The 17176-nt window shown below is 66.2% G+C and carries 15 protein-coding genes; 11 read left to right on the top strand and 4 right to left on the bottom strand.

Annotated features, from left to right (window positions below):
• Nucleotides 1-7: 7 nt before the first annotated feature.
• A complete protein-coding gene (tsaD, locus tag ACU4E7_RS21045) occupies nt 8-1078 on the top strand; it encodes a tRNA (adenosine(37)-N6)-threonylcarbamoyltransferase complex transferase subunit TsaD (RefSeq protein ID WP_238121130.1) in 1071 nt (356 codons plus the stop codon).
• Between the two features lie 2 nt (nt 1079-1080).
• Entirely contained in the window at nt 1081-2061 is a 981-nt protein-coding gene (locus ACU4E7_RS21040) for an NAD(P)H-dependent glycerol-3-phosphate dehydrogenase (protein ID WP_447020012.1), read from the top strand.
• Nucleotides 2062-2064: 3 nt separating this feature from the next.
• Here the strand turns inward: ACU4E7_RS21040 and ACU4E7_RS21035 are convergent, their stop codons facing one another.
• Complete coding sequence (locus ACU4E7_RS21035; RefSeq protein WP_447020011.1) at nt 2065-2826, bottom strand: YkgJ family cysteine cluster protein; 762 nt, start codon at nt 2824-2826, stop codon at nt 2065-2067.
• Between the two features lie 238 nt (nt 2827-3064).
• Between ACU4E7_RS21035 and lepA the strand changes: the two genes are divergently transcribed.
• Both lepA and ACU4E7_RS21025 read left to right on the top strand, forming a co-directional pair.
• Entirely contained in the window at nt 3065-4870 is a 1806-nt protein-coding gene (lepA, locus tag ACU4E7_RS21030) for a translation elongation factor 4 (RefSeq protein WP_447020010.1), read from the top strand.
• A gap of 144 nt (nt 4871-5014) precedes the next feature.
• On the top strand, nt 5015-5299 hold the full coding sequence (locus ACU4E7_RS21025) for a hypothetical protein (protein WP_447020009.1): 285 nt from the start codon (nt 5015-5017) through the stop codon (nt 5297-5299).
• Nucleotides 5300-5311: 12 nt separating this feature from the next.
• On the opposite strand, the gene ACU4E7_RS21020 is transcribed toward ACU4E7_RS21025, so the two are convergent.
• The 3 genes from ACU4E7_RS21020 to ACU4E7_RS21010 form a co-directional block, all read right to left on the bottom strand.
• Complete coding sequence (locus tag ACU4E7_RS21020; protein ID WP_447020008.1) at nt 5312-6559, bottom strand: PepSY-associated TM helix domain-containing protein; 1248 nt, start codon at nt 6557-6559, stop codon at nt 5312-5314.
• Between the two features lie 5 nt (nt 6560-6564).
• Nucleotides 6565-8634: a TonB-dependent siderophore receptor gene (locus tag ACU4E7_RS21015; RefSeq protein WP_447020007.1), complete on the bottom strand. Its 2070-nt coding sequence runs from the start codon at nt 8632-8634 to the stop codon at nt 6565-6567.
• 377 nt (nt 8635-9011) lie between these two features.
• Entirely contained in the window at nt 9012-9521 is a 510-nt protein-coding gene (locus ACU4E7_RS21010) for a hypothetical protein (RefSeq protein ID WP_238121136.1), read from the bottom strand.
• A gap of 426 nt (nt 9522-9947) precedes the next feature.
• Here ACU4E7_RS21010 and groES point away from each other — a divergent pair, with 426 nt between their 5' ends.
• From groES to ACU4E7_RS20975, 7 genes are all read left to right on the top strand, one after another.
• Complete coding sequence (gene groES, locus ACU4E7_RS21005; RefSeq protein ID WP_238121137.1) at nt 9948-10235, top strand: co-chaperone GroES; 288 nt, start codon at nt 9948-9950, stop codon at nt 10233-10235.
• Between the two features lie 51 nt (nt 10236-10286).
• Nucleotides 10287-11933 carry a chaperonin GroEL gene (gene groL, locus ACU4E7_RS21000; RefSeq protein ID WP_238121138.1) on the top strand — a complete coding sequence of 549 codons (1647 nt, stop codon included), beginning with the start codon at nt 10287-10289 and terminating at the stop codon, nt 11931-11933.
• 156 nt (nt 11934-12089) lie between these two features.
• Complete coding sequence (locus tag ACU4E7_RS20995; RefSeq protein WP_447020006.1) at nt 12090-12449, top strand: ArsR/SmtB family transcription factor; 360 nt, start codon at nt 12090-12092, stop codon at nt 12447-12449.
• Between the two features lie 53 nt (nt 12450-12502).
• Nucleotides 12503-13513 carry a permease gene (locus ACU4E7_RS20990; RefSeq protein WP_447021683.1) on the top strand — a complete coding sequence of 337 codons (1011 nt, stop codon included), beginning with the start codon at nt 12503-12505 and terminating at the stop codon, nt 13511-13513.
• A gap of 18 nt (nt 13514-13531) precedes the next feature.
• Nucleotides 13532-13768, top strand: a complete 237-nt coding sequence (locus ACU4E7_RS20985; protein WP_447020005.1) for a thioredoxin family protein — start codon at nt 13532-13534, stop codon at nt 13766-13768.
• A 396-nt stretch (nt 13769-14164) separates the two neighbouring features.
• Nucleotides 14165-16186 (top strand): BCCT family transporter, encoded by a 2022-nt coding sequence (locus tag ACU4E7_RS20980; RefSeq protein WP_238121140.1) that lies wholly within the window; start codon nt 14165-14167, stop codon nt 16184-16186.
• A 235-nt stretch (nt 16187-16421) separates the two neighbouring features.
• Nucleotides 16422-17132 (top strand): L,D-transpeptidase, encoded by a 711-nt coding sequence (locus tag ACU4E7_RS20975; RefSeq protein ID WP_447020004.1) that lies wholly within the window; start codon nt 16422-16424, stop codon nt 17130-17132.
• Nucleotides 17133-17176: the final 44 nt, after the last annotated feature.

The following is a 17176-nucleotide window of genomic DNA, read 5'->3' as shown; positions in this document are numbered from 1 at the left end:
AAACAGCGTGGCGGATCTTCTCGTTCTCGGCATCGAGACCACTTGCGACGAGACCTCCGCCGCCGTGGTGGCCCGCTCGCCGTCCGGCGCCAGCGACATCCGCTCCAACGTGGTGCGCTCGCAGATCTCCATTCACTCGCCTTATGGCGGCGTGGTGCCGGAAATCGCCGCCCGCGCCCATGTGGAAATCCTCGATCACGTCATCGCCGAGGCCATGCGGCAGGCGAACCTGTCGTTCCCCGAGCTCTCGGGCATCGCCGCCGCCGCCGGGCCCGGGCTCATCGGCGGCGTCATCGTCGGCCTCACCACCGCCAAGGCGCTGGCGCTGGCGGCCCGCAAGCCCCTGGTGGCGGTGAACCATCTGGAAGCGCACGCGCTCACGGCGCGGCTCACCGACGGCGTCGCCTTCCCCTATCTGCTGCTGCTGGTCTCCGGCGGCCACACCCAGCTGCTGGCGGTGGAGGACGTGGGCCGCTACACCCGGCTCGGCACCACTTTGGATGACGCGGTGGGTGAGGCCTTTGACAAGGTGGCGAAGATGCTGAGCCTGCCCTATCCCGGCGGGCCGCAGGTGGAGGCCCAGGCGGCGCGCGGCTATGCCGGCCGCTTCGCCTTTCCCCGCCCCATGATGGGCCGGCGCGAGCCGGATTTTTCCCTCTCCGGCCTGAAAACCGCGGTGCGGCTGGAGGCGGAGAAGCTCGCCCCCCTGACCGATGACGATGTGGCGGACCTGTGCGCCGGCTTCCAGGCGGCGGTGGTGGACGTGATCGTCGACCGGGTGAAGGCCGGCGCCCGCGCCTTCCGCGATCGGCTGGGGCGCGGCCCCACGGCGCTGGTGGTGGCGGGGGGCGTGGCCGCCAATGGCGCCATTCGCGAAAGCCTTGCCCGCGTCGCGGCCGAGCTCAACACCCGCTTTGCCATGCCGGCCCCCGATCTGTGCACCGACAACGGCGCCATGATCGCCTGGGCGGGGGCCGAGCGGCTCTCCCGCGGCATGCATGATCCGCTGACGGTGAGCCCCCGCGCCCGCTGGCCGCTCGATCCCGCTGCCGCCGCCTCGGCCCACGCCCGGGCCTGACGGTGACCCGCTTTTCCACCATCGGTGTGGTGGGTGCCGGGGCCTGGGGCACCGCGCTCGCCAATGCGGCGGCCCGCGCCGGGCGCGACGTGGTGCTCTATGCCCGCGATGGCGCGCAGGTGGCGCAGATGGTGGCGGCGCGCGAGAACCGCGCGGCGCTGCCCGGCATCGCCCTCGATGCGCGGGTGACGCCCAGCGCCGATCTGGCGCAGGCGGCGGGCTGCGATGCGGTGCTGCTGGTGGTGCCGGCGCAGGCATGCCGGGTGGTGGCCCGGGCGCTGGCGCCGGTGATGGCCCCGGGCACGCCGGTGGTGTCCTGCGCCAAGGGCATTGAGCGCGGCAGCCGCGCCTTTGTTACCGAGGCCATTGCCGCCGAGGCGCCGGCGGCGATGCCGGCGGTGCTCTCTGGCCCCAGCTTCGCCAGCGACGTGGCGGCGGGCCTGCCCACGGCGGTGACCCTGGCCAGCGCCGATGCCACGCTCGCGCAGGCGTTGTGCGCGGCCCTGGGCTCCTCCACCTTCCGGCTCTACCACTCCACCGACGTGCGCGGGGTGGAGATTGGCGGCGCTACCAAGAATGTGCTGGCCATTGCCGCCGGCATCGTCGCCGGGCGGCATCTGGGCGCGAGTGCCGGGGCAGCGCTGGTGGCCCGCGGCTTTGCCGAGCTGACGCGCTTTGCCCGGGCCTATGGGGCGCGGGGAGAGACCATGGCCGGCCTCTCGGGCCTCGGCGATCTCATCCTCACCACCTCCGGCCCGCAATCCCGCAACTTCGCCTTCGGCGCGGCGCTGGGCGCGGGCACGGCGACGCCGGCCAAGCTGGCGGAAGGCGCCTTCACCGCCAGCGTGCTGGTGGAAATGGCGGCTCTGAAAGGCGTCGACATGCCGGTGAGCGCCGCTGTCGACGCCGTGCTGCAGCAGCGCTTGTCCATCGACGCCGCCATCGAGGCCCTGATGGCCCGGCCGCAGAAGGCGGAAGGGTAGGGCTTAGTTCTTCAGCCGGTCGAAGGTGTGTTCCATTTCGTCGCGGCTCACGGCGTCCAGGGCCACGGGGGCGAAGGGGTCGCCGCCGGCGGCGAACTCGGCTTCGGCTTCCGGATGGGCGAGGGCGATCTTCAGGGCTGCCACCAGATCATAAAGGCCCCAGGCATAGCCGGTGTCGCGCATGGCCGATTGCAGCGCGTTCTGCACCAGCGCCCGCACGGTGCGGTGGGGCTCGGAGACCGGCACCTCGTCCGCCCCACCCTGGAGGGCGGAGACGCAGGCGTCTTCGTTGAACGAGGCGTGGCCGCGGCAGGCCATGGGCCGCACCGGATAGATGACGCAGATGCCCTCCGCCAGGAACGGGCATTCGCGCACCAGCGCCATGGGCCGCACCTTGCCCGAGGGCTCGACGAAATCGGCGGCGGTGGTGAGCCGGTCCAGAAGGTCGATGCCCACGGATTTGAAGCCGGTGGCCATGGCGCGCACGTAGCGGGCCACCATCAGCACTTCCGGCGCGGTGGCTGCCACCAGGATCTGGCAGCAGGTGCCGCAGCCCTTGCGGCAGGCGAGCATCGGCAAGCCGCGGGTCTGATCCTCCACATTGCGCTCGAAAGAGGTGAAGGCCTGCATCCAGATGCGGTCGATGAGGTTGGCCTGCGCCTTGTGGCCGGCGAGGGTGGCGACAAAGCCCTGGTGCTGGGCTTTGAAAAAGGCCACGGGGCCTGAGGATTCGGCGGGCGTGGCCGCGCTCTGGGCAATGGACACCGCAAACCTCCAAAAAAATCAGTCAATCCGGCAAACGTGATCAAACATCACGTCCCATCGGGCGCAGGACCGCATTGAGCTGGAACAAGCTATGTCTCAATGGAAATAGCGAGCAAGCGCGGGAAACTGCGTAGGCGGGCGGCGCGGCCCCACCGATAGGCGTGGAGGGCGGGGCGCGCGAGCGCGCGGCGATGAACGGCGCCTTGTGGCCGCCCCTGGCCGGTGCTATGCGGCGCGGATGACCGCCAGCGCCCAGAAGAACATCCGCAACTTTTCCATCGTCGCCCATATCGACCATGGGAAGTCGACCCTCGCCGACCGCCTGATCCAGATCACCGGCGGGCTCTCCGAGCGCGAGATGACGGACCAGGTGCTCGATTCCATGGACATCGAGCGCGAGCGCGGCATCACCATCAAGGCGCAGACGGTCCGGCTGTCCTACAAGGCGCACGATGGCGAGACCTATACGCTGAACCTCATCGACACCCCCGGGCACGTGGACTTCGCCTATGAGGTGAACCGCTCGCTGGCGGCGGTGGAAGGTTCGCTCCTGGTGGTGGATGCCTCCCAGGGGGTGGAAGCGCAGACCCTGGCCAACGTCTACCAGGCCATCGACAACAATCACGACATCGTGCCGGTGCTCAACAAGGTGGACCTGCCCGCCGCCGAGCCGGAAAAGGTGAAGGCGCAGATCGAGGACGTGATCGGCCTCGACGCCTCCGGCGCCATCGGCATCTCCGCCAAGACCGGTCTCAATGTGGACCAGGTGCTGGAAGCCATCGTCACCAAGCTGCCCCCGCCCATGGGCGACCGCGCGGCGCCGCTGAAGGCGCTGCTGGTGGATAGCTGGTACGACACCTATCTCGGCGTGGTGGTGCTGGTGCGCATCATCGACGGCGTGTTGAAGAAGGGCCAGCGCATCAAGATGATGGGCTCGGGCGCGGTCTATGATGTGGACCGGGTGGGCGTGTTCACCCCCAAGATGGTGGCCATGGCCGAGCTCGGCCCCGGCGAGATCGGCTTCCTCACCGGCTCCATCAAGGAAGTGGCGGATACCCGCGTCGGCGACACCATCACAGAGGACAAGCGCCCCTGCGCCGAGGCTTTGCCGGGCTTCAAGCCGGCCCAGCCGGTGGTGTTCTGCGGCCTGTTCCCGGTGGACGCCGCCGACTTCGAGGACCTGCGCGCCGCCATGGGCAAGCTGCGCCTCAACGACGCCAGCTTCTCCTTCGAGATGGAGACCTCGGCGGCGCTGGGCTTCGGCTTCCGCTGCGGGTTTCTGGGCCTGTTGCACCTGGAGATCATCCAGGAGCGGCTGGAGCGCGAGTTCAACCTCGATCTCATCGCCACCGCCCCCTCGGTCATCTACGAAATCCAGATGACCGACGATACGGTGATCGACCTGCACAATCCGGCCGACATGCCGGATGTGGTGAAGATCTCCGAGATCCGCGAGCCGTGGATCCGTGCCACCATCATGACGCCGGACGAGTATCTCGGCGCGGTGTTGAAACTGTGCCAGGACCGGCGCGGCAACCAGATCGAGCTCACCTATGTGGGCGCGCGCGCCATGGTCACCTATGACCTGCCGCTGAACGAGGTGGTGTTCGACTTCTACGACCGGCTGAAATCCATCTCCAAGGGCTATGCCTCGTTCGACTACCAGATCACCGAATACCGTGTCGGCGATCTCGTGAAGATGTCGATCCTGGTGAATGGCGAGCCGGTGGACGCCCTCTCCATGCTGGTGCATCGCACGAGGGCGGAGGCGCGCGGCCGGGTGATGTGCGAGAAGCTGAAGGATCTCATTCCCCAGCATCTGTTCAACATCCCCATCCAGGCCGCCATCGGCGCCAAGATCATCGCCCGCGAGACCATCAAGGCCCTGCGCAAGGACGTGACCGCCAAATGCTACGGCGGCGACATCACGCGAAAGCGCAAGCTGCTGGACAAGCAGAAGGAGGGCAAGAAGAAGATGCGCCAGTTCGGCAAGGTGGAGATCCCCCAGGAAGCCTTCATCGCCGCGCTGAAGATGGACGAGTGAGGGAGCCAATCTCTGGTTCCCGGTTCTGCGCAGCTTTATTGAGTCAATCGTGCGTTGCGCAGTCGGGGTGTGCCTGCTTGGGTTGATTTTCGCCTTAGGCGATCATAAATTCCGTGAGCCATTTTATATATAGAGGTGGCTGAAATGGTCGTTCGCCTTTTTTCTTGCCGTGGCAAGCTCCGTGACGAAGAGTCTTATGGGGAACATTGCGAACTTGATTTCGCGACGCTCGACCTAGCCGTTCGGGAAATGTTGCGCCGCAGTGTTGGTTGTTCCCCCTTAGATTTTGTTCGTCAGCATGGGTATTTCCAAGCCTCGTGGCGTGAATCTGACCGCTCTGAGCGCTACTGGTTTGGTGCTGGCGTCCAGTCCGAAGATGTTTTGAATTTGATTTCAAAATATAAGACGCTTAACGGCGATGTAATCTGATTTTCTAACGGCTTAAATGAACCTAGCGGTTGTTTCTGTTGCCTCTATTTTTTGTGATACCTTCTTCGCCCGTGACTTCCGTCCCGCCCGTTTCATCCACCACACGGCGATGCCGGTGCCGGCGAGCAGGGCCACCACTAGGCCGGTGACCGCGATGATGATGCGGCCGGTGAGGCCGAAGATGCGGCCCGAGTGGATGGGATATTGAACCTGCAGGAAGATGTCGCCGGCGGTACCCACTCCAGGGATGAAGTCGCCCTTGGGGGCGGCCGTCTCGCCGTCGAAATAGAGCCAGCGGGTGTCCATGGGATCGTCGTGATCGCCGAAGGCGACGCCGAAGATGCCGAAATGGGGCGAATAGAACACCTCGCTGGGCGGTTCGTTCCAGCCCCGCGCGCGCGCCTCGGTGATGCCGGCCTCCACCACCACGTCATAGGACAGCGTGCGATCGCGCAACCGCTCCAGCGGCGCGCCGGAGAGGGGCGTCGGGGTCACCTTCGAGAACAGGGAGACGAGGGGCTCCACCACCTGCGGGCGCAGGTTCATGGTGATGGAGGTGAAGGCCACCACGATCAGCAGCACGAACAGCCACAGGCCGGCGGCCCGGTGCAGGTCGAGATTCAGGCGGAACCGGCTGCCCCCCTTGATGGCGAAGGCCGGTCGCCATTTGGCGAGGAACGGCCGCCCGCGCGGGAAGGTGAGGGCAAGGCCGATGAAGCCGTCGATGAACCACAAGATGGCGACCACCCCCATGAAGAGGATGCCATAGACCCCGGGCAGACTGAGGTTGTGGTGGAACTCGTAGAGGAACGGCACGAAGTTCAGGCGCGAGAAGCAGCATGCGCCCCATTTCCGCTCGGCCAGGATCGCGCCGCTCACCGGGTCCACGTTGAACCAGTCGGTGGTGAGCTCGGCCTGCTCGCCGGTCTTGGGATCCACCTTGCCGGCGGCCACCGCCAGTACCGCGTGGCCCGGCTCATGGTCGAGCATCATGTACCAGACAGCGCGGTCGGGGGCGCCGGCATCGATGCGCTGCGCCAGGGCCTCCGGCGACAGGGGCGGACCCTCGGCGGTGGCGCGATAGGCGGCCGGGTTCAGCGCGGCATCGATTTCCGCATAGAATGCGAGCACTGCGCCGGTGAGGCCGGCGCAGATGAGGAACAGAGCGGTGGAGAGGCCAAGGATGCGGTGGGCCCACACCAGCGCCGGGCGCAGCCCGCCGCCGCGTCGCGCCGGAACCAAGGTCGCGGGAGCGCCCATGGCGCTCACCAGCGGTATTTGGCCGAGGCGAGAATGGTGCGCCCCTGCTGCCAATACCAATAGCCCTCATTGTCCAGCGCCTTTTCCTGGTTGAACAGGTTCTTGGCGTTGAGGGCGAACTTCCAGGCGTCCTTTTCGTAATAGAGCGCCGCATCCACCGGGTACTGGGCGGGGTTTTTGTAGGTATTGTAATTGTCCGAATAGAACTCGCCCAGGTAACGGATGCCGAGGCCGCCGCCGAAGCCCTTCAGGGCGCCGTCCGGCACCATGTATTTCACCCACAGGGACGCCACGTGGGCGGGCATGTTCAGGGGCGTGTTGCCGATGGTCGCGGCGTCGGCGCTGCTGAGGATCTTGCCGGCGGTGTAGGTATAAGCGGCGGTGAGATCGAGCCCCTGGGCCATCTCCACCAGCGCCTCCGCCTCGAACCCGCGCACCCGGATGTCGCCCACCGGGCTGTAGACATAGGAGATGGGGTCGGGAACGGCGTAGTTGGTCTGCTTGATCTGGTAGAGGGAGACGGTGAAGAAGCTGCGCCCGCCCTTGGGCTGGTACTTCACGCCCGCCTCATACTGCTGGCCCTCGGAGGGCTGCAGCAGCTGGCCGGAGGCATCCACATTGCTGGAGGGCAGGAACGAGGTGGCGTAGCTCACATAAGGCGACAGGCCGATGTCGAACTCGTAGAGCAGGCCCGCCTGCCAGGTGAAGGCCTGGTCATCGCGGGAGGCGATGTCGGTGCCATAAGTGAGGCTCGACATGTCCTGGGTGACGAAATCCTGCCGTCCGCCGAGGGTGAGGTGCCAGCCGCCCAGGGTCATCTGGTCCTGCGCATAAAGGCCCAGCTGATTGATGGTCACGCCGATGCGGCTGGTGATGGCCGGGGCGAGGACCTGATTGTCGGCGGTGGGGTTGAGCAGGTTGAGGGGCGAGGCGAAATAGCCGTAGCCATCGCCATAATTGCTGTTGCCCCACAGATAGTCGAGGCCGCCCAGCACCTTGTGCTGGATGGCGCCGGTGGCGAACTTGGCCTCGATCTGGTTGTCGGCCTGGAAGGTATCCAGGGTTTCCTTGTAGTTGGCGGCATAAAGGCCCACCAGCGGCCACGAGACCGCGCCGGTGGGGAACATCCAGTAGCTGTGATTGTCGATATGGCCGTAGCGCACGTTCTGGCGCGCGGTCCAGCTGTCGTTGAAATCGTGCTCCAGCCGGTAGCCCACCTGCTCCTGGGTCTGCTCGATGGCGTTGTAATTGGTCCCCACCGGGATCTTCGTGAGGTGGCCGTTGGGCTGGTAGAAATAGGTGCTGGCGGGCAGCTTGATGTCGAGAATGTCGGCCAGCACCGTGAGGCGGGTGCTGTCGTTCTGGAAGGTCATGGACGGCGCCAGATAGAGCGCGTCGTTGGAATTGAAGGCGGTGTTGCCCTGGGCGTCGCGGCCCACGCCCACCAGGCGGTAGAGCACGCTGCCATCCTCCTTGGCGCGCCCGCCGAGGTCGAACGAGGCCTGCCACCACTGGGGATAGCCGCCCTGCAGCTCCACATTGGCGAAGGGGGTATCCACCGGCATCTTGGAGATGCGGTTGATGAGGCCGCCCGGCACGGTCTGGCCATAGAGCACGCCCGCCGGTCCCTTGATCACGTCGATGCGCTCCAGGCCCTCGGTCTCGGTGCGCCAATAGGCGAAATTGCCGGCCGCCTGGGCGAGCCCGTCGCGGAAATCGCCGCGGGAGGTGACGGAGAAGCCGCGGATATAGATGTCGTCGAAGCGTGGATCATAACCATAGGCGCCGGTGACGACGCCGGACGTGTAGGAGACGGCGTCGATCACATTCTGCACCGCGCGGTCGTCCATCTGCTCGCGGGTGACCACGGAGACGGAGCGGGGCGTCGTGATCAGCGGCGTATCGGTCTTGGTGCCGGCGCCGCTGCGGGTGGCCACATAGCCATCCACCGGGCCCCAGGCGGTGTCGCCGGCGCCTTCCACATTGAGGGTCGGCAGTTCCAGGGGAGAGGCGTCCTGCGCATGGGTCGCGGTGGCGGCGAGCAGCGCACCACCGCCGAGCGCCGTGGCCGCCATCAACCGGCTGAGACGACGAAGGGTGGCTGCCGGGGCGGGGGCGGTCCGGGAGATCGTGGCGGAAGAGAAAAGAATAGCAATCATCTCAATGTCGCTGAATATGTCGAATCCGAGGCGTATTGGTGAGATACGCGATCGATTGATCGACATCAATTCAGTTGGATTGCTTTGAGCTCACATTGAAGCTATTCAATAAAATATAGATCGAAATATTATTATTATAAAATATTATTATCATAATTCAAAGCTGATGCGCGGTGTATGAGCTGAAAACGAAAGCGGCGCCTGAATGGACCCCCGAAGGGGCGCATTCAGGCGCCGATCTCAATCTCAGCAGTGCGCGCGGGACTCAGTGGTCGCGCACGTAGACCGAGGCCTCAGCGGCAGCGCACGTAAACCATGGTGCCGTAGCGCTTGGCCACTTCGGGGTCGACCCAGCGCAGCACCAGCACGTTGCCGTCGAAGCGCATGATCTGGCGGTCGGCCTGGCTGCCGGCGGGCTCGCCGGGCGGGCCGATATAGACGGGACCGCCGGGCACCTGCTTGGACACCACTTCGGTGAGCTTGTTGTCGTCGGCCAGATACATCATCACGCCGCCGTTGGGGCCGGCAGTGATCACATAGGGGTTCGAGCACTGCTCCTTGGCCTGGGCCTCGGTGCGGCCGGCGTCGTCGGGCCGGTGATAGGCGGCAAGGCCCCAGCGGCCCACCAGGCGGTCGGGCGCGATCGGGCTCGTATATTGTGGCGCTGCGGGCGGGGGCGGTTCGGTGGGAGTGGTGCTGCAGGCGGCGAGGGTCAGGGCAAGTGCCGCCGCCATGATTCCGGCCATTGCGGCACGACGATGGTGCGCAGGGCGCACGGTCGGCCGTGCAAGCGTAAGTTTCATGAATAACTCCGTGGCCTTCGCCGTCTCGACTCCGGTCTGCTCCCAGGATCCGCCGTACACCGACGGACGGGCACCGACCATAATGGCTGATTGCTCTCCCGTCGATGCCGCCGCACGCGGAAGACCGGCTGGCGCAGGTGTCGCTTCAGGTGCCGCTTCAGGCGCCCCTCAGGCCCGCCCCCTGGTGCCGTCCGGTGTGCACCACCATATGGCGGCAGGGTTACCGCTTCGTATCCCGCCACCGTTCCTTGCCCATGGCGCTGAAAGCACAGGTGAAGGTGGCGATGAAGTTTGTCGTCGGCGCCTTGACGTGGCCGGAGGGGTTGCTTATCTCCGCGGCGGGCTTGGCACTCTTGTCTTGAGAGTGCCAGCAGCGTTGGGAGCGGCGTGTCGCGCCGCTCATTCTGGTCCGAGAGGAATAGACCCATGGCCTTCCGTCCCCTGCACGACCGCGTCGTCGTCAAGCGCATCGAAGCCGAGCAGAAGACTGCCGGCGGCATCATCATCCCCGATACCGCCAAGGAAAAGCCCCAGGAGGGCGAGGTCATCGCCGTGGGCCCGGGCGCCCGTGACGAGGCCGGCAAGCTCGTTCCCGTCGACCTGAAGGCGGGCGACCGGGTGCTGTTCGGCAAGTGGTCGGGCACCGAGGTGAAGATCGACGGCCAGGACCTCCTCATCATGAAGGAGAGCGACATTCTCGGCGTGATCGGCTGATCGCGAGAGAGTGCCTGAGCCTTTTTCCGCACGTTTCATAAGGAGGCCGTGATGGCTGCCAAAGAAGTCAAGTTTTCTGCCGACGCGCGCGAGAAGCTGCTGCGCGGCGTGGATATCCTCGCCAACGCCGTCAAGGTGACCCTGGGCCCCAAGGGCCGCAACGTGGTCATCGAGAAGTCCTTCGGCGCCCCCCGCATCACCAAGGACGGTGTGTCGGTGGCCAAGGAGATCGAGCTCGAGGACAAGTTCGAGAACCTCGGCGCCCAGCTGGTGCGCGAAGTCGCCTCCAAGACCAATGATCTGGCCGGCGACGGCACCACCACCGCCACCGTGCTGGCCCAGGCCATCGTCAAGGAAGGCGCCAAGGCGGTTGCCGCTGGCATGAACCCGATGGACCTGAAGCGCGGCATCGACCTCGCCGTGGTCGCGGCCCTCAAGGACATCCAGTCCCGCGCCAAGAAGGTCTCCTCCTCCGCCGAGGTGGCCCAGGTCGGCACCATTTCCGCCAACGGTGACTCCTCCATCGGCGAGATGATCGCCGGCGCCATGCAGAAGGTCGGCAACGAGGGTGTCATCACCGTCGAGGAAGCCAAGACCGCCGAGACCGAGCTCGACGTGGTCGAGGGCATGCAGTTCGACCGCGGCTATCTCTCTCCGTACTTCATCACCAATGCGGAGAAGATGATCGCCGACCTGGAAGAGCCCTACATCCTCATCTTCGAGAAGAAGCTCACCGCCCTGCAGCCGATCCTGCCGGTCCTCGAGGCCGTGGTGCAGTCCGGCCGTCCGCTGGTGATCGTCGCCGAGGACGTGGAAGGCGAGGCCCTGGCCACCCTGGTGGTCAACAAGCTGCGCGGCGGCCTGAAGGTGGCTGCGGTCAAGGCGCCCGGCTTCGGTGATCGTCGCAAGGCCATGCTCGAGGATATCGCCATCCTCACCGGCGGCCAGGTGATCTCGGAAGATCTCGGCATCAAGCTCGAGAACGTGACCCTTGCCCAGCTCGGCCGCGCCAAGAAGGTCATCCTCGAGAAGGAAAAGACCACCATCGTGGACGGCGTTGGCGAGAAGGCCGACATCGAGGCCCGCGTCGCCCAGATCAAGGCGCAGATCGAGACCACCACCTCCGACTACGACCGTGAGAAGCTCCAGGAGCGTCTCGCCAAGCTGGCCGGCGGCGTGGCCGTGATCCGCGTGGGCGGCTCCACCGAGGTGGAAGTCAAGGAGAAGAAGGACCGCGTGGACGACGCGCTGAACGCCACCCGCGCTGCGGTGGAAGAAGGCATCGTCCCCGGCGGCGGCGTGGCCCTGCTGCGCGCCAAGGGCGCCGTGGAGGCTCTCACCTCCGACAACGCCGACATCAAGGCCGGCATCAAGATCGTGCTGCGCGCCCTTGAGGCCCCGATCCGCCAGATCGCCGAGAACTCCGGCGTGGAAGGCTCCATCGTGGTGGGCAAGGTGCTCGAGGCGACCGATCCGAACTTCGGCTTCAACGCCCAGACCGAGGAATATGTGGACCTCGTCGCCGCTGGCGTCGTGGACCCGGCCAAGGTGGTGCGCACCGCGCTGCAGGACGCCGGCTCCGTGGCTGGCCTGCTGGTGACCACCGAGGCGCTGGTCGCCGAGCTGCCGAAGAAGGACGCCGGCATGCCGGCGATGCCGGGCGGCGGCATGGGCGGCATGGGCGGCATGGACTTCTGAGGGCACACGCCTTCGGAAGGGTCTAGGCCCTGCCGGCACGTTGAAGAGGGCGCGACCGCAAGGTCGCGCCCTTTTTCTTTGCTCTGTGCGGATCGCCGGCATTTTCGCCATCCGGGGCCGGAGCAGGCTTGAAGAGACGCCGCGAGAGCGTCATATATGCGTAAAAACGCATATGCGGATGTGAGCAAGATGGATGTGCCCCAGATCCTCGCCGCTTTGGCGGAGCCCACGCGGCTCGGCGCCATGCAGATCATCTGCGATGGCGGCGAGCATTGCGCCTGCGAGCTGATGGAGCGGCTGGAGGCGACCCAATCGCGCGTGTCCCGCCACATGAGCGTGCTCAAGGCGGCGGGGCTGGTGATCGACCGGCGCGATGCCCAATGGGTGCGCTATCGCCTCCATCCGAACCTACCGGAAGGCGTGGCGCGGATCCTGGACGCGGTCGTGGCCGCGGCGGCCCCGCTCTCGTCCGCCCCTTCGACGACCACCCCCGCCACGGGAAGGACCTGCGCATGAGCATCGACACCCTGAACGCGCCGCGCGGGCGCGACACGGGCGCGCCGGCCTGGATGTGGGGCGCCGGAGTGGGGCTGGCGCTGGTCGCCTGGGTGCTGGCCTATAGCCAGCTGGTGCCGTTTTCGGCGTGGCTGGTCTCGCTGCTGCCGGTGGACCCGCAGAGCCGGCTGGGCTCGGCCCTCACCTTCTTCTTCTATGATACGCCGAAGGTCATTCTGCTGCTGACCCTGGTGGTGTTCGCCATGGGGGTGGTGCGCAGCTATTTCTCGCCGGAGAAGACGAGGGCGCTGCTGGCCGGCAAGCGCGAGGGGCTGGGCAATGTGCTGGCGGCGGGGCTCGGTGTGCTCACACCCTTCTGCTCCTGCTCGGCGGTGCCGCTGTTCATCGGCTTCGTGTCCGCCGGGGTGCCGCTGGGCGTCACTTTCTCCTTCCTCATCGCCGCGCCCATGGTGAACGAGGTGGCCCTGGGGCTGCTGTTCGCTCTGGTGGGCTGGCCGGTGGCGCTGACTTATCTGGCGTTCGGGCTCGCCCTCGCCATCGTCGCTGGCTGGGTCATCGGTCGGCTGAAGCTGGAAGGCTGGCTTCAGGATTGGGTGAAGGAGATCCAGGCCGGGGCCGGCCTCGCCGTTCCGCAGGGGCGGCTGTCCTTTGTCGATCGTCTGAAGCTGGGCCTGGAGGCGGTGCGCGACATCGTCGGCCGGGTATGGATCTGGATGATCGTCGGCATCGCCGCCGGGGCCTTGATTCATGGCTATGTACCGGCCGAGCTGATGGCGAGGATCATGGGCGCCGATGCCTGGTGGTCGGTGCCGGCGGCGGTGCTGGTGGGCATTCCCATGTACAGCAATGCGGCGGGGGTGATTCCCATTGTCGAGGCGCTGCTGGACAAGGGCGCCGCCCTGGGCACCACCCTCGCCTTCATGATGTCGGTGATCGCTTTGTCGCTGCCGGAGATGATCATTCTGCGCAAGGTGCTCACCTTGCGGCTGATCGCGGTGTTCCTGGCGGTGGTGGGCGGCGGCATCCTGATGGTGGGCTATCTGTTCAACCTGTTGTTTTCCTGATCGAGGGAAGGACGTGCCATGAGGGACGTGAAAGTGCTGGGCTCCGGCTGCAAGCGCTGCGAGGCCACCCAGAAGCTGATTTCGGAGGCGGCCGCGCGCCTGGGCGTGGACGTCACCGTGGAAAAGGTCACCGACTACGTGCAGATCGCCAAATTCGGCATCCTCTCCACCCCCGGTGTGGTCATCGACGGCAAGGTGGTCCACGCCGGCGGCGTGCCGGAGGTGGCGGCCGTGGAGGGCTGGCTGAAGGCCTGAGGCCGACGCGGCAATGGACCCGGTGCACATCCCGAAGGGCGCGGCCGCAAGGTTGCGCCCTTGTTTTTTGCGTGCGCAGCTTTGCCCAGATGCGCGCATTGAAGAGCCCCCACGGGGGTGCTCCGGGCAAGGTCATGGGGTCGGCGCGCTGCCGCAGGCTCACACAGAAATGACGCGTGTGCCGAAAGTCGTCGCAGAACGACACTACATGAATGAAGCCCCCGCGATCAGAAAGAATATTTAATCCGTAAGATAATATAATTTTTCAATTATATAAATTTATCATTATTATGTATTTGTTATTTATAGAAATTATAGGCGATTATGGGTGGAATCTGGCCGGATTATGGTGTTTATTGGCCGCATATCAGCCCACAATAGATCGCAAGGGGAGTCATGTTCAGCCGCATTGTCATCAACCCGCCCGTGTTCTTCGGTTCCGTTTTGCTCATTGCCATGTTTCTCATGGTCGGCGTCGTCGCGCCCGACCGCGCGGGCGAGATCTTCTCGCAGCTGCAGAGCTCCATTCTTTCGGCCTTCGGCTGGCTCTATCTGCTGGCGGTCGGCATTTTCCTGGCGGCGGTGCTGATCCTGTCGGTGGGCCGGTATGGCCGCCTCAAGCTCGGCCCGGATGATGCGGTGCCCGACTTCAAGTTCACCTCCTGGGTGGCGATGCTGTTCGCCGCCGGCATGGGCATCGGCCTGATGTTCTATGCGGTGGGTGAGCCCATCACCCATTTCATGACCCCGCCCACCGCCGAGCCGCGCTCCGTGGCCGCCATGCGCGAGGCGATGACGGTCACCTTCTTCCACTGGGGCATTCATGCCTGGGCGATCTATGCGGTGGTGGGCCTCTCGCTCGCCTATTTCGGCTATCGCTACAACCTGCCCCTCACCATCCGTTCCGGCCTTTATCCGCTGCTGAAGAACCGCATCAACGGCCCCATCGGCCATGCGGTGGACATCTTCGCCATCGTCGGCACCATCTTCGGCATCGCCACCTCGCTGGGGCTGGGCGTGTCGCAGATCAATGCCGGCCTCAACTATCTGCTGGGCGTTCCCATCGGCATCGAGGTGCAGCTGCCGCTCATCGCGGTCATCACCTGCTGCGCCACCGTCTCGGTGGTCTCGGGGCTGGATCGGGGGGTGCGCATCCTCTCCGAGACCAATCTGGTGCTGGCCATCGCGCTGATGCTGTTCGTGCTGGTGGTGGGCCCCACCGAGGCGCTGTTCCGCGATTTCGTGCAGAACATCGGCCTTTATCTCGATACCCTGCTGCTGCGCACCTTCAACATCTACGCCTATCAGCCGACCCCCTGGATCGATGGCTGGACGCTGTTCTACTGGGCGTGGTGGATTTCCTGGTCGCCGTTCGTGGGCATGTTCATCGCCCGCATCTCCCGCGGCCGCACGGTGGGCGAGTTCGTGGTGGCGGTGCTCTTCATTCCGGCCGGCTTCACCTTCTTCTGGATGACCGTGTTCGGCAACACCGCCATCCTCATCGACACCACGGTGGCCAATGGCCAATTGGCGGCGGATGTGGCGCAGAACGTGTCCGTGGGCCTGTTCCAGTTCTTTGAATATCTGCCGCTGTCGCCGGTCACCTCCACCCTGGCCATCGCGCTGGTCGCCATCTTCTTCGTGACATCGGCGGATTCCGGCTCGCTGGTGGTGGATGCCATCGCCGCCGGCGGCGCCACCGAGACCTCGACCCTGCAGCGGGTGTTCTGGTGCGCGCTGGAAGGGGGCGTGGCGGCGGCGCTGCTGCTGGCCGGGGGCCTTGGCGCGCTGCAATCGGCCACCATCGCCAGCGCGCTGCCCTTCACCTTCGTGATGCTGGCGCTGGTGTGGGCGCTGTTCGTGGGCATGCGGGCGGATGTGGCGCAGCGGGAGGCGCAGGCCGCGCAGCCGGCGGCGCCGGCCCCCGCGCACCCGGCCTCGGGCCTCACCTGGCAGCGCCGGCTCGCGCTCATCCTGCATTCGCCGGACCTGAAGGAAGTGGAAGCCTTCATCGCCACCCAGGCCCGGCCGGCGCTGGAACAGGTGGCCGTGGAGCTGACCCGGCGGGGCCGGCCGGCCGAGGTGCGCGAGGAGAATGGCGCCGTGGCCCTCACGGCCCCGGCGGACGGGGTGCGCGACTTCGTCTATGGGGTGATGCCGGTGGCCCGCCGGCTGCCCACCTTTTCCGCCTATGAAGCCGCCAAGCCCGACTTCCGTTATGAGGCGCGCACCTATTTCTCCAATGGGGGCCGTGGCTACGATGTCATGGGCATGAGCCGCGAGCAGCTGCTGGCGGATGTGCTGGTGCAGTTCGAGCGCTATCTGCTGCTGGTGCAGTCGCCCGCCTCCCAGCTGGTGACCGAGGCGCCTGAGCATGGCGCGGAAGGGCAGGGGCCCGCCCAGCAGCCGGCCACCTGAGCCCGCGGCGGAGACGGGCCGGCGCCAGACGATGCGCGGCACGCCCGCGGCGCGCCGGCCACCTCACTGCTGCCGTGATCTCGGTGTCTGTGGCGCAGCGAGGGCGGGCGCGCGGGCCTCAGGGGCGACCTGATGGCGCTTGCGCTTGCCAGCGGCGCCGTGTGGCGGCACTCTCCGCCCGACACGGGGCTGGCGGGGTGCCGCGCCGGGCCACGGGACAGGGGTTTGCCAGGTCATGATCAAGGATTGTGGGACCGCCGCCGGCGGCGTGAGTGAACAGGCCGCCGCGCCGCAGCCGTGCGCGGGCGCCCTCAGCCGCCGCAGCTTCCTGGTGGGCTCGGCCCTCGGCTTCGGCGCGCTGGGCCTGGCCGGCTGCGCCGGCATGGATGGCATGACCCTCGCCGAGGCGCAGAAGGTCTATGGGCCGGTGCCGGAAGAGAAGTTCCCTATTCCGGCGGTGGACCTCAGCAAGGTCAATCCCAAATACTACCGCCGCACCGTGCGCTATGAGACCAAGGAAGAGCCGGGCACCATCATCGTCGATCCCGGCAATTATTACGTCTACCGCATCGAGGAAGACGGCATGGCGACCCGCTACGGCGCCAATGTGGGCCGCGACGGCTTCCGCTGGAGCGGCGATGCCTATGTGGGCCGCAAGGGCGAATGGGCGGTGTGGACCCCGCCCAAGGAGATGATCAAGCGCCAGCCCGAGGCGGCCAAATACGCCGGCGGCATGCCCGGCGGCCTCGACAACCCGTTGGGCGCGCGCACCCTCTATCTCTACCAGAACGGCAGCTACACCCTTTACACCATCTATGCCACGAGCGACCCGGAATCCATCGGCAGCGGCGTCACCAGCGGCTGCGTGGGCCTCCTGAGCCAAGACATGCTCGACCTCTACGCCCGCACCCCGGTGAAAACCAAGGTGGTGGTGCTGCCGGCGTAGGGGGGCGGTGCGGTGCGGGTCGGTGCGGGTATTGAGCCGTAGCT

It is taken from the genome of Xanthobacter sp. ZOL 2024 (genome assembly GCF_052932325.1).
This window is presented reverse-complemented; position numbering and strand designations above follow the sequence as displayed.